The sequence below is a fragment of the Streptomyces sp. NBC_00370 genome (assembly GCF_036084755.1).
Classification (GTDB): Bacteria; Actinomycetota; Actinomycetes; order Streptomycetales; family Streptomycetaceae; genus Streptomyces.
The window spans coordinates 2,988,482-3,007,395 of record NZ_CP107968.1 but is presented as its reverse complement, the minus strand read 5'-3'; the positions used below and the strand labels follow the sequence as shown (position 1 = coordinate 3,007,395).

Sequence of the window (18,914 nt, the reverse complement as noted above, 5' to 3'; positions counted from 1 at the left end):
GGGATCCGGGCCGGGCGCTGTGCGGGTGACCACCTGCGGTCACCCGGGTGCGGTCGGACCGGGGTACGTACGCACGGGAGGGCCGCTCAAGCTCCCCGGTGCACGTGCCCCGGCCAATCGCTTGCCTGGGACGTCCCCCAAGACATCCCATGAACGTCCCCCAAGACGTTCTCTCTGGCATCGTCCTCTTAGACACGCCAGGTCCCTGAATGGTTACCCATAAATCTATGTGATCTAGGTCTCTTTGTGAAGGACTTGTGCCCCATGTGAAGGCGGCACCGCGGCAAAGAGTTGGTCAGGCCAGCCCGGCCAGTTCGTACCCCGCCTCGTCCACCGCCGCCCGTACGGCGGCCTCGTCCGGCGCCGTGGTCGAGACGACCGTGACGCGCCCCGTGGCGGCCTCGGCCTTGACCGAGACCACGTCGGCGAGCGCGGAGATCTCGCCGCTGACGGCCCCCTCGCAGTGCCCGCAGCTCATCCCGGTGACCTGGTAGACGGTGGTGAAGGAGCCGGTGGCCGGGGTGGTGCCGGCCGGTGCCTCGGCAGTCATGACAATCTCCTCTTCGGGGCCTTGCTGACAGAGTCAGCTGAAATGCTACCCCTAGGGGGTATGGGCTCGTGTCAGCGCCCGCCCCGGTTGCCGGGACGGTTGGCGACCCAGGTGCGGACGGTGTCCGCGTACCAGTACGGCTTGCCGTTCTCCACGTGGTCGGGGGGCGGGAGCAGCCCGTGCTTGCGGTACGAGCGGACCGTGTCCGGCTGTACGGAGATGTGCGCCGCGATGTCCTTGTAGGACCAGAGCCGCTTGTCCGTCATTGAATGGCACCTCTCGCCGATGATCAACCCAGCCTGTGCCCAATCAGGCACGCAGAGTAATGGCGCGAGGGCGCTTGTCGCCTTCCTGGAACGGGATACCCGCGTAACGGAGACATGTGTGACAGAACATCAATAACGGTGACGCATGCGGCACATGGGGCGGTGTGCCGTCAGGCGCCGCAGCTCCGCAGGAAGCGGCGGGTGCGCTCGGCGATCGGGAACGGCTTGTCCGGCGGGCACGGGTACATGTCCTGCTCGACGATGGCGAAGAGATCGACGCCGAGCCCCTCGGCGGCGCTCAGGACGGGTCCGAGCGCGGGGATCCCGGTGGGCGGCTCGACCATCACGCCGCGGGCCACGGCGGGGCCGAACGGCACCTCGCCCGCGACGACTTCGGCGAGGATCATCGGATCCACCTGCTTGAGGTGGAGATAGCCGATCCGCTCCCCGTACGTCTCGATCAGCCGGACGCTGTCGCCGCCGCAGTACGCGTAGTGCCCGGTGTCCAGGCACAGCGAGACCAGCTCCGGATCGGTCGCGTCGAGGAACCGCGCGACGTTCTCCTCGGTGTCCACGTGGGTGTCCGCGTGCGGATGGACGACGATCCGCAGTCCGTAACGGTCCCGTACCTCGCGGCCCAGCCGCTCGGTCTGCTCGGTCAGATCGCGCCACTGCCCGGCGGTGAGCGTGCGGTCCTCCAGCACCTGGCCGGTCTTGTCGTCGCGCCAGAAGGCCGGGATCACCACCAGGTGCTCCGCGCCCGTCGCGCGGGTCAGCTCCGCGATGTCCGCGACATGGGCCCAGGTCTTCTCCCAGACGGCGGGGCCGTGGTGCAGCCCGGTGAAGACCGTGCCGGCCGACACCTTGAGGCCGCGTCTGCCGGTCTCCTCGCGCAACCGGGCGGGGTCGCTGGGCAGGTAGCCGTACGGGCCGAGCTCGATCCACTCGTAGCCCGCGCCGGCGACCTCGTCCAGGAAGCGCTGCCAGGGGACCTGCTGGGGGTCGTCGGGAAACCACACCCCCCACGAGTCGGGTGCCGACCCGACGCGGATGCGGTTCAGTGTGGGTGAGGAAGAGGTCATACCGGTCAGCTTTCCGGCCATGAGGAAAAGGTGTCAAGGGTTCGTCCGAATGTAAGGACAAACTGTTGACAGCACTGCCGGCCGGGGCATTAGATCGGGGGCATCGGTCGCGCCGTCGAGCTGAAGGGACGCCCATGTCCGCACCGTACGACGTGATCACGATGGGCCGGATCGGGGTGGACCTCTACCCGCTGCGGACCGGGGTCCCGCTGGCCCAGGTGGACAGGTTCGGCAAGTTCCTCGGCGGTTCCGCGACCAATGTCGCCGTCGCCGCCGCCCGGCTGGGGCGCCGCGTCGCCGTCGTCACCCGCACCGGGCAGGACCCCTTCGGGGACTACCTCCACCAGGAGCTGCGCGGCTTCGGCGTCGACGACCGCTGGGTGACGGCGGTCGAGCGGTACCCGACCCCGGTGACCTTCTGCGAGATCTTCCCGCCGGACAACTTCCCGCTGTACTTCTACCGGCAGCCGAAGGCACCCGATCTGGAGATCCACCCGGACGAGCTGGATCTCGACGCCATCAGGGCCGGCAGGATCTTCTGGATGACCGGCACGGGACTCTGCGCCGAACCCAGCCGCGCCGCGACCCTCGCCGCCCTTGAGGCGCGTGACAGGTCGGGGACGACGGTCTTCGACCTCGACTGGCGCCCCATGTTCTGGCCGGAGGGCGCCGAGGCCCGCGAGGTGTACGGGGCCGCCCTGCGCCATGCCACCGTCGCCGTCGGCAATCTCGACGAGTGCGAGATCGCCGTGGGCGAGCGCGAACCCCACGCCGCCGCACGGGCGCTGCTCGCCGCCGGTGTCGAACTCGCCGTCGTCAAACAAGGACCCAAGGGCGTGCTCGCCGTCCACCGCGACGGCGCCGTGGCCGAACTCCCGCCCGTCCCCGTCGAGGTCGTCAACGGACTCGGCGCCGGTGACGCGTTCGGCGGCGCGCTCTGCCACGGACTGCTGTCCGGCTGGGACCTGGAGCGCACCATCAGCTACGCGAACGCCGCGGGCGCCATCGTCGCCGCCCGCCTCGCCTGTTCGTCGGCGATGCCGTACGACAGCGAGGTCACCCACGTACTCGCCGGCGGCCCGGTCCCCGACCAGGGCCCCCTGCCCACCCCCGGAGCCGCTTCGTGACCCGCGTCGATGTGTCCGAGATCGTCCAGCTGCGCGCGCACCGCCCGGAAGCCGTCGCCGAGGCGGCCGCCCGGCGCGTGCGCCGGCCGCTGCTGCGCCCGCCGGGCCGGCTGATGATCATCGCGGCCGACCACCCCGCCCGGGGCGCGCTCGGCGTCGGCGACCGGCGGCTCGCCATGGCCAACCGCGCCGACCTGCTGGAGCGGCTGTGCCTCGCCCTCTCCCGGCCCGGTGTGGACGGGGTGCTCGGCAGCGCCGACGTCCTGGACGACCTGCTCCTCATAGGCGCGCTCGACGACCGCGTCGTCATCGGCTCGATGAACCGCGGCGGACTCGCGGGCGCCGCGTTCGAACTCGACGACCGCTTCACCGGACACCGCCCCGAGGACATCGCCGGGCACGGCTTCGACGCCGGCAAGATGCTGCTGCGCATCGACTACGACGACCCGGGCTCCCTCGACACGATCCACTCGGCGGCGCGCGCCGTCGACGCCATGGCGGAGCGCAAGCTGCCCGTCTTCGTCGAGCCGTTCGTCTGCCGCCGGGTCGACGGACGGCTCCGTACCGACCTGAGCGCCGACGCGGTGACCCGCTCCATCGCCATCGCGTCGGGTCTCGCCGGCAGCTCCGCGTACACCTGGCTGAAGGTTCCCGTTACCGAGGACCCCGACGATATGGCCCGGGTCATGGAGACCTCGACGCTGCCCGCTGTCCTGCTGGGCGGCGAGATCGGCGGCGACCAGGAGGGCGCGTACGAGAAATGGCGCAAGGCCCTGCGGCTGCCCACCGTGCAGGGTCTCGTGGTGGGGCGCTCGCTGCTCTATCCGGCCGACGGGGACGTGGCGGGAGCCGTCGACACGGCCGTAGGACTGCTCTGACGGTCATGGGACTGCCCAGGCGGGCGGTTGAAGGGTAGGAAACAGGTATGACGACCGAGCAGGACAAGGCGCGGCTGTACGTGCCGGCGGGCAGCGCGGCGGCCGGGCCGTACGCGCTCGACATCGGCCCCGAGCGGGCCGGCTGGACCCACAGCGCGCTGCGCGTCGTCGAGCTCGCGCCCGGCGCCACCCACGCGTTCGCCACCGGAGACAGCGAATGGATCGTCATTCCGCTGAACGGCGGTTGTACGGTGCGTACCGAGGGTGAGGTCATGGAACTGCTGGGCAGAGAAAGCGTGTTCAGCGGCGTCACGGACTTCGGCTACGTACCGCGCGACGCCGATGCCCAGATCTCCTCCGATGCGGGAGGCCGCTTCGCCCTGGCAGGAGCGAAGTGCGAGCGACGACTCCCCGCTCGCTACGGCCCCGCATCGGAGGTTCCGGTCGAACTGCGCGGCGCGGGCGGCTGCTCCCGCCAGGTCAACAACTTCGCGGCCGCCGGCGTCTTCGCGTGCGACCGGCTCATCGCCGTCGAGGTGCTGACCCCCGGCGGCAACTGGTCGTCGTACCCGCCGCACAAGCACGACGAACCGCTCCCCGGCGCCGAGTCGGTGCTGGAGGAGATCTACTACTTCGAGATCGACCCGGGCGCGCACGGCGCCGGATCCGCGCTCGGCTACCACCGTGTCTCACCCTCGCGGCCCGGCGGCAGTGACGTACTGGCCGAGGTCCGCAGCGGTGACACGGTGCTCATCCCGGACGGCTGGCACGGCCCGTCCGTCGCGGCGCCGGGACACGACATGTACTACCTGAACGTGATGGCAGGTCCCGGCGAGACCAGGGAGTGGCTGATCAGCGACCACCCCGACCACGGCTGGATCCGGGACACCTGGCCCGGCCAGGACGTCGACCCGCGGCTGCCGCTGTACACGGCGCCGCGGCCCAACCCAGCGGAGGCAACGTCATGACCACCGCCAACGGCCCGCGCACCGGCGACGCACCGGGCGCGGACGGCAACGTGCCGGGCACCGGCACCCGCCGCCTGACCGTCGCGCAGGCGCTGATCACCTTCCTCTCCCGGCAGTACACGGAGCGGGACGGCCGCAGGCAGCGGCTGATCAACGCCACCTGGGGCATCTTCGGCCACGGCAACGTGGCGGGCATCGGACAGGCGCTCGTCGAGTCCGGCGCCGACATGCGGTACGTGCAGGGGCGCAACGAACAGGCGATGGTCCATGCCGCCGTCGGCTACGCCCGGCAGAGCAACCGCCTCTCCGCCCATGCCGTGACCACCTCCATCGGCCCCGGCGCGACCAACCTCGTCACCGGCGCCGCCCTCGCCACCATCAACCGGCTGCCGGTGCTGCTGCTGCCCGGTGACACCTTCGCCACCCGCCCCGCCGAGCCGGTGCTCCAGCAGCTCGAAGACCCCTCCCAGGGCGACGTCTCCGTCAACGACGCGCTGCGGCCCGTCTCCCGCTACTTCGACCGGATCTCCCGGCCCGAGGCGCTGATCCCGGCGGCGCTCGCCGCGATGCGGGTGCTCAGCGACCCGGCCGAGACCGGAGCCGTCACCCTCGCGCTGCCCCAGGACGTGCAGGCGGAGGCGTGGGACTGGCCGGAGGAGTTCTTCGCCGAGCGGATCTGGCGGGTCCGCCGCCAGGCGCCCGACCCGGCCGAACTGGACGCGGCCCTCGCGCTCGTACGGCAGTCCCGGCGCCCGCTGCTCGTCGCCGGCGGCGGAGTCCACCACAGCGCCGCCGAGGACGCGCTCGCCGCTTTCGCCGACGCGACGGGCATCCCCGTCGCCGCCACCCAGGCGGGCAAGGGCGCGCTGCGCCACGACCACCCGAGCGACATCGGCGGCATCGGCCACACCGGCACCGCCACCGCCGACGAACTGGCCCGCACCGCCGACCTGGTGATCGGCGTCGGCACCCGCTGGTCGGACTTCTCCACCGCGTCGGCCACCCTCTTCGCCAACCCGGCCGTCCGGTTCCTCAACGTCAACGTGACGAGTTTCGACGCGCACAAGCTCGCCGCGCACCCGCTCGTCGCCGACGCGCGTACGGCCCTGGAACTGCTCACCGCCGGGCTCGGCGAGACCGCCTACGCCGCCGACGCCTCTTATGTCGCCGAATACAGCGAGGACAAGGAGTGGTGGGAGGAACGGGTCGACGCGGCGCTGGCCACCGACGAGGACCTGCTGCGCCCCACCCAGTCGCAGATCCTCGGCGTGCTCGACGAACTCGTCACCGAGGAGGACATCCTCGTCAACGCGGCCGGCTCGCTCCCCGGCGATCTGCACAAGCTGTGGCGGACCCGTTCCCGCGACCAGTACCACGTCGAGTACGGCTACTCCTGCATGGGTTACGAGATTCCGGCGGCCATCGGCGTCCAGCTCGCCGCGCCGGGCAGGCCCGTCTGGGCGCTGGTCGGCGACGGCACGTACCTGATGAACCCGACCGAGATCGTGACCGCCGTCCAGGAGCGGCTGCCGCTGAAGGTCGTGATCATCCAGAACCACGGCTACGCCTCCATCGGCGGTCTGTCCGCCTCGGTCGGCGCCGAGTCCTTCGGCACCGCCTACCGCTTCCGGGCCGACGACGGGACGTACACCGGGGCCCCGCTGCCGGTGGATCTCGCGGCCAACGCCGCGTCCCTCGGGATGCGGGTGATCCGTGCCAAGACCATTCGCGACCTGCGGGAAGCCCTCGCCGAAGCGCGTGCGGCCGACGGCCCCACATGTGTCTATGTGGAGACCGAAACGGCAGACACTGTGTCCGGGGTGCCGCCGGCCCAGGCGTGGTGGGATGTTCCCGTGGCCGAGACCGCGACGCGCCCGGCGGCGGTCGAGGCCCGCGAGGTGTACGACAGGCATGTCGCAGCCCGGCGCCGTCATCTGTGAAGGAGCAACGCATGAAGAGCGTCAACCACTGGATCGGTGGCAAGACCGTCGAGGGTGCTTCGGGCAACTGGGGTCCCGTCACCGACCCGGCGACCGGCGCCGTCACCACCCAGGTGGCGCTGGCGTCCACGGAAGAGGTGGACGCCGCCGTCGCGGCGGCGAAGGCCGCGTACGCGACGTGGGGCACCTCGTCCCTCTCCGCGCGCACCAGCGTGCTGTTCCGCTACCGCGCGCTGCTCGACGAGCACCGTGACGAGATCGCGGCGCTGATCACGGCCGAGCACGGCAAGGTGCACTCGGACGCGCTCGGCGAGGTCGCCCGCGGCCTTGAGATCGTCGAACTGGCCTGCGGGATCACCACCCAGCTCAAGGGCGAGCTGTCCACCCAGGTCTCCAGCCGGGTCGACGTGGCGTCGATCCGCCAGTCGCTGGGCGTCGTCGCCGGCATCACCCCCTTCAACTTCCCCGCCATGGTGCCGATGTGGATGTTCCCGCTGGCCGTCGCCTGCGGAAACACCTTCGTACTCAAGCCCAGCGAGAAGGACCCGTCCGCCGCCAACCTGCTGGCGGAGCTGGCCTCCGAGGCCGGACTGCCGGACGGTGTGCTCAACGTGCTGCACGGCGACAAGGTCGCCGTGGACGCACTGCTCGCCCACCCGGACGTGGCCGCCGTCTCCTTCGTCGGCTCCACCCCGATCGCCCGCCACATCCACGCCACCGCCTCCGCCAACGGCAAGCGCGTCCAGGCACTCGGCGGCGCCAAGAACCACATGCTGGTCCTGCCGGACGCCGACATCGACGCGGCGGCCGACGCCGCCGTCTCCGCCGCGTACGGCTCGGCGGGGGAGCGCTGCATGGCGATCTCCGCCGTCGTCGCCGTCGGCGCGATCGGTGACGAACTCGTCGCCAAGATCCGCGAACGCGCCGAGAAGATCACCATCGGCCCCGGCACCGACCCGGCCTCCGAGATGGGCCCGCTCATCACCAAGGCCCACCGCGACAAGGTCGCCTCGTACGTCACCGGCGCCGCCGCCCAGGGCGCCGAGGTCGTCCTGGACGGCACGGGCCACACCGTCGAAGGGTTCGAGGACGGCCACTGGATCGGGCTTTCCCTGCTCGACAAGGTCTCCACCGACTCGGACGCCTACCGCGACGAGATCTTCGGCCCGGTCCTGGTCGTGCTGCGCGCGGCGACCTACGAAGAGGGCATCGCCCTCGTCAACGCCTCGCCCTACGGCAACGGCACCGCGATCTTCACCCGCGACGGCGGCGCCGCCCGCCGCTTCCAACTGGAGGTCGAGGCAGGCATGGTCGGCGTGAACGTGCCGATCCCGGTGCCCGTCGGCTACCACTCCTTCGGTGGCTGGAAGGACTCGCTCTTCGGCGACCACCACATCTACGGCAACGACGGCGTGCACTTCTACACCCGGGGCAAGGTCGTCACGACCCGCTGGCCCGACCCGTCCGAGGCCCCCGCCGGCGTCGACCTCGGCTTCCCCCGCAACCACTGAGTTCTGCCGCGCGGCTTCCACCGCCACGTACCGCAGCTGGTGTACGGCGGGGCGCGGCCGTACTGCCTGAGGAGGCCGACGGGTTCAGACCGGCGCGGGTAGGGACGGCCCGCCGGTCCGCTTAGGGTTCAAGTATGGACATCCCCACCCCCCGTCGGCTCGGGCTGCGCGCGCGATGGCTCGCCGCGCTCGCCGCAGCCGCCGTACTCGTCGGCGCGGGCACCTGGACCGCCGTCGCCTCGGACGGCGCGCCCACCGTGCACCGCCAGGACCAGGTGATGCGGATGCCCGGGGCGCGGATCGACACGTCGTACTTCACGGCGGGCAGCGGACGCAGGCCGGCCGTGCTGATCGGGCACGGCTTCGGCGGCAGCAAGGACGACGTACGCGGCCAGGCCGAGAAGCTGGCCCGCGACGGCTACGCCGTGCTGACCTGGTCGGCCCGCGGCTTCGGCAGGTCCACCGGGAAGATCGGGCTCAACGACCCCGCCTACGAGGTCAAGGACGTCTCCCGGCTGATCGACTGGCTGGCGAAGCGCCCCGAGGTACGGCTCGACAAGGCGGGCGACCCGCGCGTCGGCGTCACCGGCGGATCGTACGGGGGCGCCATCTCGCTGCTCGCCGCCGGCTACGACAAGCGGGTCGACGCCATCGCCCCCGAGATCACCTACTGGAATCTCGCCGACGCGCTGATGCCCGACGGGGTGTTCAAGAAGCTCTGGGCCGGGATCTTCTTCTCCACCGGCGGTGGGTGCTCGACCTTCGAGAAGCAGCTCTGCGACATGTACCAGCGGGTCGCCGTCTCCGGGAAACCGGACGCGGCGGCGCGTCAACTGCTCGCCACCCGCAGCCCCTCCGCGATCGGCGACCGGATCGACGTGCCCGCGCTGATCGTCCAGGGCCAGACCGACTCGCTCTTCCCGCTCGGCCAGGCCGACACCATGGCGAAGACGATCAGTGCCAACGGTGCCCCCGTCGACGTCGACTGGATCGCGGGCGGCCACGACGGCGGGGATCTGGAGGCGAACCGGATCGAGGGCCGGATCAGCTCCTGGTTCGACCGCTATCTCAAGGACGACGCGGGCGCCGACACCGGGCCCGCCTTCCGGGTCAGCCGCTCCGGCGGCGTCGACTCCACCGACGGCCAGACCCTGCTGCGCGGCGCCAGCGCCGACCACTACCCGGGGCTTGGCGGCGGGACTGTGTCCGTGCCGCTCAGCGGCGGCGCGCAGTCCGTCCAGAACCCGGCGGGCGGCAGCCCGCCCGCCATCTCCTCCGTGCCGGGCCTCGGCGGCCTCGGCGGCGGTCTGTCCCAGCTGTCGAGCGCGGGACTCGGTCTGTCGCTGGACTTCCCGGGCCAGTTCGCCCACTTCGACTCACCTCCTTTCGCACACTCGCTGCGGATCACCGGCTCACCCACCGTCCGGGCCACGGTCACCGCGAACGGCGACGCGGTGCTCTTCGGCAAGGTCTACGACGTCGGCCCCGACGGCACACAGCAGGTGCTGCCCTCCCAACTCGTCACCCCCCTGCGGATCGAGGACGCCCGGCAGGGCCGGACGGTCACGGTGACGATGCCCGCCATCGACCGCCAGGTGCAGGCAGGTCACCGGCTGCGGGTCGTCTTCGCCGCCACCGACCTCGCCTACGCCTCACCGACCGCCCCTGCCGGCTACCGCGTCTCCGTGGACGGCCCCCTGGCCGTGCCGACCGTCCCCGCCCTGACCACCGGGGCGGCCACGGTGCCCTGGTGGGTCTGGGGACTCCCGGCGGCCGGGCTGCTGATCGCGACCGCGCTGCTGCTGACCGCCCGGCGCCGGGGCGCGACCCCGCCGCCCGACCCGGCGCTCGCCGGCGTACCGCTGCAGATCACCGATCTCGCCAAGCGCTACGCCAAGTCCGCCGACCGGTATGCCGTTCGTGATCTCTCCTTCCGGGTGGAGAAGGGGCAGGTGCTGGGACTGCTCGGGCCGAACGGCGCGGGCAAGACCACCACGCTGCGCATGCTGATGGGACTGATCACCCCCGACGAGGGGGAGATCCGGGTCTTCGGCCAGGCGATCCGGCCGGGTGCTCCCGTGCTGTCGCGGGTCGGTTCGTTCGTCGAAGGCGCGGGCTTCCTGCCGCATCTGTCGGGGCGGGCCAATCTGGAGCTGTACTGGGCCGCGACCGGCCGTCCCCCCGAGGACTCCCAGCTGGACGAGGCGCTGGAGATCGCCGGTCTCGGCGACGCGCTCGCCCGCGCCGTCCGCACCTACTCGCAGGGCATGCGGCAGCGGCTCGCCATCGCCCAGGCGATGCTCGGTATGCCCGATCTGCTGATCCTGGACGAGCCGACCAACGGTCTCGACCCGCCGCAGATCCGCGAGATGCGGGACGTGATGATCCGCTACGCGGCCGCAGGACGCACGGTCATCGTCTCCAGCCACCTCCTCTCCGAGGTCGAACAGACCTGTACACATCTGGTGGTCATGCACCGGGGCCAACTCGTCCAGACCGGCCCGGTCGCCGAGATCGTCGGCTCCGGCGACACCCTGCTCGTCACCACCGAAGGCGAGGTGCCCGAACCGGTCGTGGAGAAGATCGCCGCGCTGCCCGGGATCGGCTCCGCCGTCCGCACGGACGACGGGGTGCTCGTACGGCTGGAAGGCGCTTCCACCAACAGCCTGGTGACCGAGCTGGTCCGGCTGGATGTCGCGATCACCGGGGTCGGACCCCACCGCCGCCTGGAGGACGCTTTCCTCACCCTGATCTCCGGAGGCTCCGCATGAGCGTGCTGACCGACTCCGCCCCCGGCTACCGCGCCCGGCACACCCTGCCGCTCCGGGTCGAGCTGAAGCGGCAGTTGAAGCGCCGGCGGACCCTGGCCATGGGGATCGTGCTCGCCGTCCTGCCCTTCGTGCTGATCGTCGCTTTCGCCGTCGGCGGCACCCCCGGCGGGGCGAACGGACGCGTGACGCTGATGGACACGGCGACCGCTTCCGGCGCCAACTTCGCCGCCACCTCCCTCTTCGTGTCGGCCGGTTTTCTGCTGGTGGTGCCCGTCGCGCTGTTCTGCGGGGACACGGTGGCCTCCGAGGCGAGCTGGTCCTCGCTGCGCTATCTCCTGGCCGCGCCCGTGCCGCGCGCCCGGCTGCTCGGGAGCAAGCTGGCGGTCGCGCTCCTGATGAGTGCGGCGGCGATGGTGCTGCTGCCGCTGGTCGCCCTGGCGGCCGGGACGGCCGCCTACGGCTGGGGTCCGCTGGAGCTGCCGACCGGTGGCTCCCTGGCCGCCGGCGACACCGTGCCACGGCTGGCGCTCGTCGTCGCCTTCATCTTCGTCTCCCAACTGGTCACCGCCGGACTGGCGTTCTGGCTGTCCACCAAGACCGACGCTCCGCTCGGCGCGGTCGGCGGCGCGGTCGGACTCACGATCATCGGCAATGTGCTGGACGCCGTGACCGCACTCGGCTCCTGGCGTGACTTCCTGCCCGCGCACTGGCAGTTCGCCTGGGTGGACGCGCTCCAGCCGCAACTGGAACGGACCGGCATGGCGAAGGGCGCGGCTGTCTCCGTCGCCTATGCGCTGGTGCTGTTCGCGCTGGCCTTCCGGGGCTTCGCCCGCAAGGACATCGTTTCGTAGCGGTCGGCCCCGCCGGGGCGCCGCCGGCCGGTCAGATCCAGCCCCGGCGGGCCGCCTCCGCCCCTGCCCGGAAGCGGCTCGCCGTACCGAGCGCGGCCAGCAACTCGCACACCCGGCGGCTGTATGTGCGGTTCGACATACCGAGACGCGACGCCGCCGCCTCGTCCGTGAGCCCCGCGAGCAGCGCCTCCAGCACCGGGCGCAGCCCGCGCGGCACCGGCTGCACCGGTGTCTGCGCCGCCTCCCACCAGGTCTGGTGGATACGGACCAGGGCCCGCACCACCACCGGATCGCGGATCAACAGCAGCCCGTCCTGCGGATACTGGAGATCGAGCGGCACGGCGGCCACCGAGCGGTCCACCAGCACCATCCGGAACGGGACGGCATCGGACTCCCGCGCCTCACCCGCCCCGCCCGGGCCACCGGACACCGCTCCCAGTGCACCGGACGCCCCGCCCAGCACACCCGACGCCGCTCCCAGCGCACCGGACGGCCCGCCCTGCGGTGGAACCACCAGCCCGCCGGGGTCGGTTCGCGGCACGATCCTGCGTATCGCCACGGTCGACGCCGGTTCGGCCCACCGGCCCGCGGCGTCCGCGAGCGACTCACCCTCCGGCTCGTCGAAACTCAGAAGTTCCTGCCGGGCGGAACGGATCAGCGCGGTCAACGCCGCCGCCACCTGACGGACCCCCACCACCGGCTCCAACGTCGGTTCCAGTGTCATTCGCCCCACCGGCATCGACCTGTTGAGCACCGAGCCTGAAACATCTGCCACGGCTGACCACCCCCGTCGTCCCCTCGAAGCCGCGCCACTCCATGTACTCACACGATCGCATTCCGTGACAAGACCCAGTTCAGCGAGTGGCGACTCCTTGCCAAACCCGTGCGGACCCGAGGGGCGATATTTCCCGGCAGCCCCGCCCGGCCATGGGCGATGATGTGCGCCATGGCCACCCTGCTGATCGCGCTCGCCGTGATGTCCACCGGACTGTATGCGGGCATGATGCTGATCTTCCTGACCGGCATCATGCCCGCGTTGGCCCGGCTGACCGACGAACAGTTCGTCGTGACCGCGCGCAGGATCAACGAATACGTACCGCGCCCGGTCTTCCTTCTCGTGTTCCTCGCCGAGGTGGCGTTCCCGGCCGCCGCCCTGTTCGTACCGGTCGACGGGCGTACGGACACCCAGCGGTGGCTGGTACTCGCCGGGCTGGTGTGCGCCGTCCTCAACCACCTGGTCACGGTCGCCGGCAACGTACCGCTGAACAACGCGCTGGCCGCGGGGTCACCGGCCGGCCGCTCCGACGGCGAGACACGCGCCGCGTTCGAGACGCGCTGGAACCGCTTCCATCTCGTCCGTACGCTGCTGGCCGTCGCCGCCTTCGCCCTCCTGGTCGCTGCGGCTGTCTGACCAGCCGTCAAAGGCCTCAGGCCGACGCGCGGTTCGACTGGCGCAGCCGGATCTCGGTCAGCGCCCGCTGCTCCGCCGCCATCGTCCGCAGCCCGACCGCCAGGCGCCTGTCGTCGACACCTTCCGGGTCCAGCAGCGGATACGGCCGGCCCAGCGGGGTGTAACGGGTCCCGTACGACTGCGGCCTGCCCAGCGCGACCGCGCAGTGGTCGGCGGCATAGGCGCCGTGGATCGGCGAGCAGAGCCCCGCCTCCACGGCTTCGGCGATCAGATCGCGGCAGGTGAGCTGGAACGCGAGATCGTCGGAGTGCAGCAGGATCATCAGGGCCGCCGTCGAGGCGTCGGCCCCCACCAGCGCCGCCGTCGGCCAGCCGTGCGCCGTGACGACGGAGCGCAGCGCCTCCGCGTTCTCGGCCCTGCACCGGGCGAGCGCCCTGCGCAGATGGGTCGCGGGCAGCCGCTGCGCCTCGGCCGTGGCGCTGTTGTCCTCGGCGGCGCGGCGCAGCAACTCGGCGGCGAGGGCCTGAGCGAGGGCCTGTCTTTCCTGCTCCTCGGCTGCCCCGGTCCCCGTCATCTCGCGCATCGTGGCTGCGTACCCCTGCTCCGGGGAGTCGTCGGCGTACGGAAGTCGGCGGGGCGGAAGGGGAGTGTCGCCCAGACCGCGCGCCCCGCGCCGTCCTTGGCCGGCCTGGCGCCGCACGCCTCGGCGATCCGGTCCACCAGGAGGAGTCCGTGTCCGCCGGCGGAGACCTGGCCCCCGTCGCGCACTTCGAGATGCACACAGCCGGCCAGTACCCGGGCCTCACAGCTGACCGTGGCGCCGGTGGCGTGCAGGACGGCATGGGTGACCAGTTCGGAGATCACCAGTACGGCGTCGTCCCGTACGTCCTGCGGCAGGTCGTGGTGGCGCAGCTCGTCGCGCACCCAGCTCCTGGCCCTGGCCGCCGCTTCGGGCCGGCGCGGCAGCGTTCGGGCTCCGCTCCGTAACTCCCCAGCGCCGAACGAGGGTTGCCTGTGTGCACGGTGTGCCGTGATGTGAGCCACCCGTTCACTATGCGCGTTGTCACTCTCAGCTCGCAACCGATCTATCTGATAATTTCAGAATGCTTGTCATCGCTCTGGATGGAGCAGTAACTACCTGACAGACTTCGGACGGTGAGATGCCGTCAGGAGGTGGGGTGAGCCGTGGCTGATGTCCGGCCGGGAAGTGCGGGGAGCGGGAGCGGGGGAAGCGCCGGAGGCGCGGCGAGTGCCCCGACGGTTCTCCGTATGGTGCTGGGCAAACGGCTCGGGGCGTTGCGCGAGCGGGCGCGGGTGTCGCGGGAAGCGGCGGCCGGGGTCCTCGACGTGACGCCGTTGACGATCCGGCGGATGGAGAATTCCGAGGTCGGTCTGAAGCCTCCCTACGTACGGGCGCTGTTGGAGAAGTACGGGGTGGCGCAGGCCGAGGCCGACGAGTTCATGGAGCTGGTGCGGGACGCCAACCGCCCCGGCTGGTGGCATCGTTACCGCGACGCGGTGCCTGCCTGGTTCAGTGCCTACGTCAGCCTTGAGGACGAGGCGAGCCTGATCAGGACGTACGAGCCGCACTATGTGCCGGGTCTGCTGCAGACGGAGGAGTACGCCCGCGGGGTGCTCGGGGCCGGTTCGCACGGCGGCGTCGACGAGCTGGAGCGCAGGGTCGCGCTGCGGATCAAGCGGCAGCAGCTGCTGACCAAGCCCGAGGCGCCGGTGCTGTGGATCCTGATGGAGGAGGCCGTGCTGCGCAGGCCGGTCGGCGAGCCCGCGGTGATGCGGGCGCAGATCGGCCGGCTGATCGAGGCGACGGAACTGCCCAATGTGACGCTGCAGATCATGCCGTTCGCCGTCGGGCCGCATCTGGGCGCCTTCGGCCCGTTCCATCTCTTCCGCTTCGACATCACCGAACTCCCCGACATCGTCTACACCGAGAATCTCACCGGCGCCGTCTATCTCGACAGGCGTCCGGACAGCGCCGCCTATCTCCAGGTGCTGGACAGCCTTTCCGCGCGGGCGGCTTCGGTCTCCGATTCGCGCGATTTTCTCCAGAACATACGCAAGGAGCTCTAATGCGGGACATCTACAACGGCATGCCGGCCGACGACCTGGGCACCGAGGGCTGGGAGAAGCCCTGGAGCGGTCCCAACGGCGGCAGTTGCGTCGAGGCGAAGAAGCTCGGCGGCGAACACGTGGCGGTCCGCCAGTCCACCGATCCGACGGGTCCCGCGCTGATTTGCTCGGCCGACGCCATGGCCAGTTTCGTCGAAGGCGCGAAGAATGGCCTTGCCGACTTCCTGCTGTAGTTTCGCGACCCGAGAAACGGACGGACCAGCATGACGGATCTCGATCACCCGTCGCTCGACGAGATCGACACGACAAAGCCGCACCCCGCGCGGATGTACGACTTCTACTTGCAGGGCAAGGATTACTACGAGGTCGACGAAGCGGCGGCGGCCAATGTCGAGTCGGTGTTCCCGACGATCAAGATCTGCGCGCGGGTGAACCGCCGGTTCATGCACCGGGCGACCCGCTGGCTCGCCGAGGAGGCGGGCATCCGCCAGTTCCTGGACATCGGTACGGGCATCCCGACCCGGCCCAATCTCCACCAGATAGCGCAGCAGGCGGCCCCGGACGCCCATGTCGTCTACGTCGACTACGACCCGGTGGTGCTGCGGCACGCCGAGGCGCTGATGCGCAGCACGCCCGAGGGGCGCACCGCCTACATCCAGGCGGACGTCCGGGACCCGGAGACCATCCTCACCGCCGGCCGGCTGCACGAGACGATCGACCTGGAGCGTCCGGTCGCGCTGTCGCTCAACGCGCTGCTGCATTTCGTACCCGACGAGGACAAGCCGTTCGAGACGGTGGGGCGGCTGCTCGACGCGCTGCCTTCGGGCAGCTATCTCGTGCTGTCCCACTGCACGCCGGACTTCGCGCCCGAGATGTGGGAACGGGTCATCGAGGTCTACCGCAGCGGCGGCATTCCCGCGCAGGTGCGGCCGCGCGCCGATGTGCTGCGCTTCTTCGAAGGGCTGGAGTTCGTGGAGCCCGGCCTCGTCGTCCCGCAGGACTGGCGGCCGGACGGCTCGTCGGTCGAGGGCGCGACCGAGGCGGCGGTCTCGATCTACGCGGGAGTGGCCCGCAAACCCTGAGTCGCCGACGCGCACCGCACACCCGAGGCCCGGAGTTCCGACTCCGGGCCTTGGGTGTGTGCGGGGTGTGAACCGATTCAACGCATCCCCGGTATACACCGCGAGTGTCTGTCGCCGTCCCGTCAAGGAAGATTACGGACAGACAAGGTCCGTCTGGTACCGGTTCTGGCCGGATTGCTTGACCTTCGTCAGGTGCCGAGTTAACGTCACGCAGATCACATCGCATACAACGAGCATGCAGTCTTTTCCCGTCACGCACTACCAGGGAGTGAAGTCGGAGATGACCAGAAACATCAGCTCGGCCAGCCGTCCGTACGCGCGGAGGCCGCACCTCCGCTGGGCCGCTGTCGCCGTGGGCGTCGCCCTCGTGGCCACCGGGTGTTCGTCAGGTTCGGGCTCGGACGGCGGCAGCAAGAAGGTCACCAGCGGCGACGGTCCGGAGAAGAGCGACCTCACCGTCACCTACGGAACATCATCACCCAGCGAGGCGCCACTGTGGCTGGCGGCGGACGAGGGTATTTTCGCCAAGCACGGGCTGAAGGTGAAGATGGTGCAGGCGACGAGCAACGTCGGCGCCCTCGCCGTGATCTCCGGCGGCGCCGACCTCTACATCGGTGAGGCCACGACCACGTTCCAGGCGGTCGCGTCGAACTCTCCCGTACAGATCGTCGGAAACCTGCGCATCCTGAACAACTTCAAGTTCTTCACGCCGCCCAGCATCAAGAACGTCAAGGACCTGGCGGGCAAGTCCCTCTCCATCTCGGCCGCCGGTGACTCGACGGAGCTGTCCACCCGGCTGGCGCTCGACAAGCTGGGGGTGGACGCGAAGAAGGTCACGCTGCTGCCGACCGGGACGTCGTCGGCGCGCCTCGCCTCGCTGATCACCGGCAAGGTCGCGGGTACGGTGCTCACCGAGCCCACGGCGACGGCGGCCAAGAAGCAGGGCATGAAGATGGTGCTCGACCAGACGAAGGAACCGCTCACCGGCAGCGCCGTCACCATTTCGAAGAGCTTCGGCGAGCAGAACCCCAAGACGGTCGTGGCCTTCCTCGAAGCCATCACCGAGGCCGTGAAGTACCTCCAGGACCCCGCCAACAAGCAGACCTCGCTGAACGTCATCGCGAAGTACACCGGCTCGAAGGCCGACGCTGACGACACCATCCTCGGCTACACCAACTACGCGACGCCCGGCGGTCTGGTCATGGACCCGACGCCGAACGTGCCCGCGGGTACGGCGATCCTCGAAGGTCTCAAGGACGAGGACTCGGCCCGGTTCGGCAGCCTCACCCTCGACAAGGTCTTCAACACGAAGTTCACGACGGAGCTCAAGGACTCCGGGTTCCTGAAGAAGACCTGGGGCGCGAAGCTGGACGCGGCGGCCCCCGCCTCCTGACCCCGCGCACCCGGTCGACGACCCGGCCGGCCCGCCCCGCTGATCAGGTCAGCAGCCGGACCGGCGCGCCGCCCAGCCAGGCGGCGATGTCCTCGGCGGCCTCGCGGTAGAACCGCGCGTACGTCTCCCGCTCGACGTAACCGATGTGCGGCGTGATCACGGTGTTCGGTGACGTACGCAGCGGATGGTCGGACGGCAGCGGCTCGGTGTCGAACACATCGAGGGCCGCGCCGCCGATACGGCCCGTACGCAGGGCCTCGACCAGTGCCTTCTCCTCGACGATCGGCCCGCGCGAGGTGTTCACCAGCAACCCGTCGGGGCCGAGCAGATCCAGTTCGGGGGCGCCCACCAGATGGCGGGTGCGCTCGGACAGCTGCAGATGGACCGAGACGACGTCCGCCTCGCGGAACAGCTCGTCCTTGGTCACCAGCCGGACCCCGGAGTCGGCGGCGCGCTCGGCCGTCAGGTTCTGGCTCCAGGCGATGCGTTCCATACCGAAGGCCTCGGCGTAGCCGGCGATCTGCCGGCCGATCCTGCCCAGACCGAGAATGCCGATCGTCGACCCCGCCAGCGCGCGGCCGACGGTCGACTGCCAGCCGCCCGCGCGTACGCCGGCGTCCTCGGCGGGGATGGCACGGGCGAGTGCGAGGAGCAGCCCCCAGGTCAGTTCGGGCGTGGGGGCGCCGGACCCGCCCGTGCCGCACACCGTCACCCCCTGGGCCGCTGCCGCCGCCAGGTCGATCGACGCGTTACGCGCCCCGGTGGTGACGAGCAGCCGCAACCGGGGCAGCCGGCGCAGCAACTCGGCGGGGAACGGGGTGCGTTCGCGCATCGCGACCACCACGTCGAAATCCGCCAGTCGGTGGACGAGCGCCTCTTGGCCGGCGAGATGGTCGGCGAAGGCGGTGATCTCGGCGGCGCCGTCGAGCGCGGACCAGTCGGCGCTGGTGAGGGCGACGCTCTGATAGTCGTCGAGGATCGCGACGGTGATCACGG

General features: G+C 70.8%; 19 protein-coding genes. 12 read left to right on the top strand and 7 right to left on the bottom strand.

Annotated elements, in window-relative coordinates; translation table 11 throughout:
• Positions 1–295: 295 nt before the first annotated feature.
• The 3 genes from OHS57_RS13250 to OHS57_RS13240 all read right to left on the bottom strand — a co-directional run bounded on the left by OHS57_RS13250 (position 296) and on the right by OHS57_RS13240 (position 1,898).
• A complete protein-coding gene (locus tag OHS57_RS13250; RefSeq protein ID WP_041989506.1) occupies positions 296–550 on the bottom strand; it encodes a heavy-metal-associated domain-containing protein in 255 nt (84 codons plus the stop codon).
• 71 nt (positions 551–621) lie between these two features.
• Positions 622–816: a helix-turn-helix transcriptional regulator gene (locus OHS57_RS13245; protein WP_041989509.1), complete on the bottom strand. Its 195-nt coding sequence runs from the start codon at positions 814–816 to the stop codon at positions 622–624.
• Positions 817–986: 170 nt separating this feature from the next.
• Complete coding sequence (locus OHS57_RS13240; RefSeq protein ID WP_328585056.1) at positions 987–1,898, bottom strand: sugar phosphate isomerase/epimerase family protein; 912 nt, start codon at positions 1,896–1,898, stop codon at positions 987–989.
• 134 nt (positions 1,899–2,032) lie between these two features.
• On the opposite strand from OHS57_RS13240, the gene iolC reads away from it, so the two are divergent.
• The 7 genes from iolC (at position 2,033) to OHS57_RS13205 (ending at position 11,944) form a co-directional block, all read left to right on the top strand.
• Positions 2,033–3,025 (top strand): 5-dehydro-2-deoxygluconokinase, encoded by a 993-nt coding sequence (gene iolC / locus OHS57_RS13235; protein WP_041989512.1) that lies wholly within the window; start codon positions 2,033–2,035, stop codon positions 3,023–3,025.
• The gene (locus tag OHS57_RS13230) at positions 3,022–3,903 is read left to right on the top strand and encodes a Cgl0159 family (beta/alpha)8-fold protein (protein ID WP_328582036.1); all 882 of its coding nucleotides are present in this window, start codon (positions 3,022–3,024) and stop codon (positions 3,901–3,903) included. Before iolC ends, OHS57_RS13230 begins: the two co-directional genes overlap by 4 nt.
• 47 nt (positions 3,904–3,950) lie before the next feature.
• Positions 3,951–4,871, top strand: coding sequence for a 5-deoxy-glucuronate isomerase (gene iolB / locus OHS57_RS13225; RefSeq protein WP_328582035.1), 921 nt, complete (start codon positions 3,951–3,953; stop codon positions 4,869–4,871).
• A complete protein-coding gene (iolD, locus tag OHS57_RS13220; protein WP_328582034.1) occupies positions 4,868–6,811 on the top strand; it encodes a 3D-(3,5/4)-trihydroxycyclohexane-1,2-dione acylhydrolase (decyclizing) in 1,944 nt (647 codons plus the stop codon). Before iolB ends, iolD begins: the two co-directional genes overlap by 4 nt.
• Before the next feature lie 11 nt (positions 6,812–6,822).
• Complete coding sequence (locus tag OHS57_RS13215; RefSeq protein ID WP_041989519.1) at positions 6,823–8,322, top strand: CoA-acylating methylmalonate-semialdehyde dehydrogenase; 1,500 nt, start codon at positions 6,823–6,825, stop codon at positions 8,320–8,322.
• 134 nt (positions 8,323–8,456) lie between these two features.
• A complete protein-coding gene (locus OHS57_RS13210; protein ID WP_328582033.1) occupies positions 8,457–11,093 on the top strand; it encodes an alpha/beta fold hydrolase in 2,637 nt (878 codons plus the stop codon).
• Complete coding sequence (locus tag OHS57_RS13205; protein WP_328582032.1) at positions 11,090–11,944, top strand: ABC transporter permease; 855 nt, start codon at positions 11,090–11,092, stop codon at positions 11,942–11,944. The genes OHS57_RS13210 and OHS57_RS13205 overlap by 4 nt, the downstream gene beginning before the upstream one ends.
• A 31-nt stretch (positions 11,945–11,975) precedes the next feature.
• On the opposite strand, the gene OHS57_RS13200 is transcribed toward OHS57_RS13205, so the two are convergent.
• On the bottom strand, positions 11,976–12,719 hold the full coding sequence (locus OHS57_RS13200; protein ID WP_328582031.1) for a DNA-binding response regulator: 744 nt from the start codon (positions 12,717–12,719) through the stop codon (positions 11,976–11,978).
• A gap of 171 nt (positions 12,720–12,890) precedes the next feature.
• Here OHS57_RS13200 and OHS57_RS13195 point away from each other — a divergent pair, with 171 nt between their 5' ends.
• On the top strand, positions 12,891–13,355 hold the full coding sequence (locus OHS57_RS13195) for an anthrone oxygenase family protein (protein WP_328582030.1): 465 nt from the start codon (positions 12,891–12,893) through the stop codon (positions 13,353–13,355).
• A gap of 16 nt (positions 13,356–13,371) precedes the next feature.
• Here OHS57_RS13195 and OHS57_RS13190 read toward each other — a convergent pair whose 3' ends face one another.
• Positions 13,372–13,938, bottom strand: coding sequence for a DUF6624 domain-containing protein (locus OHS57_RS13190; protein ID WP_328582029.1), 567 nt, complete (start codon positions 13,936–13,938; stop codon positions 13,372–13,374).
• Positions 13,926–14,399, bottom strand: a complete 474-nt coding sequence (locus OHS57_RS13185) for an ATP-binding protein (RefSeq protein WP_277816762.1) — start codon at positions 14,397–14,399, stop codon at positions 13,926–13,928. The genes OHS57_RS13190 and OHS57_RS13185 overlap by 13 nt, the downstream gene beginning before the upstream one ends.
• Before the next feature lie 225 nt (positions 14,400–14,624).
• Here OHS57_RS13185 and OHS57_RS13180 point away from each other — a divergent pair, with 225 nt between their 5' ends.
• From OHS57_RS13180 to OHS57_RS13165, 4 genes are all read left to right on the top strand, one after another.
• A complete protein-coding gene (locus OHS57_RS13180) occupies positions 14,625–15,443 on the top strand; it encodes a helix-turn-helix domain-containing protein (protein ID WP_041989539.1) in 819 nt (272 codons plus the stop codon).
• Entirely contained in the window at positions 15,443–15,676 is a 234-nt protein-coding gene (locus OHS57_RS13175; RefSeq protein WP_041989542.1) for a DUF397 domain-containing protein, read from the top strand. The genes OHS57_RS13180 and OHS57_RS13175 overlap by 1 nt, the downstream gene beginning before the upstream one ends.
• A 30-nt stretch (positions 15,677–15,706) precedes the next feature.
• The gene (locus OHS57_RS13170; RefSeq protein WP_328582028.1) at positions 15,707–16,525 is read left to right on the top strand and encodes an SAM-dependent methyltransferase; all 819 of its coding nucleotides are present in this window, start codon (positions 15,707–15,709) and stop codon (positions 16,523–16,525) included.
• Between the two features lie 280 nt (positions 16,526–16,805).
• The gene (locus OHS57_RS13165; protein WP_157874355.1) at positions 16,806–17,918 is read left to right on the top strand and encodes an ABC transporter substrate-binding protein; all 1,113 of its coding nucleotides are present in this window, start codon (positions 16,806–16,808) and stop codon (positions 17,916–17,918) included.
• Positions 17,919–17,961: 43 nt separating this feature from the next.
• On the opposite strand, the gene OHS57_RS13160 is transcribed toward OHS57_RS13165, so the two are convergent.
• Positions 17,962–18,909 (bottom strand): D-2-hydroxyacid dehydrogenase family protein, encoded by a 948-nt coding sequence (locus OHS57_RS13160; RefSeq protein ID WP_328585055.1) that lies wholly within the window; start codon positions 18,907–18,909, stop codon positions 17,962–17,964.
• Between the last annotated feature and the right edge of the window lie 5 nt (positions 18,910–18,914).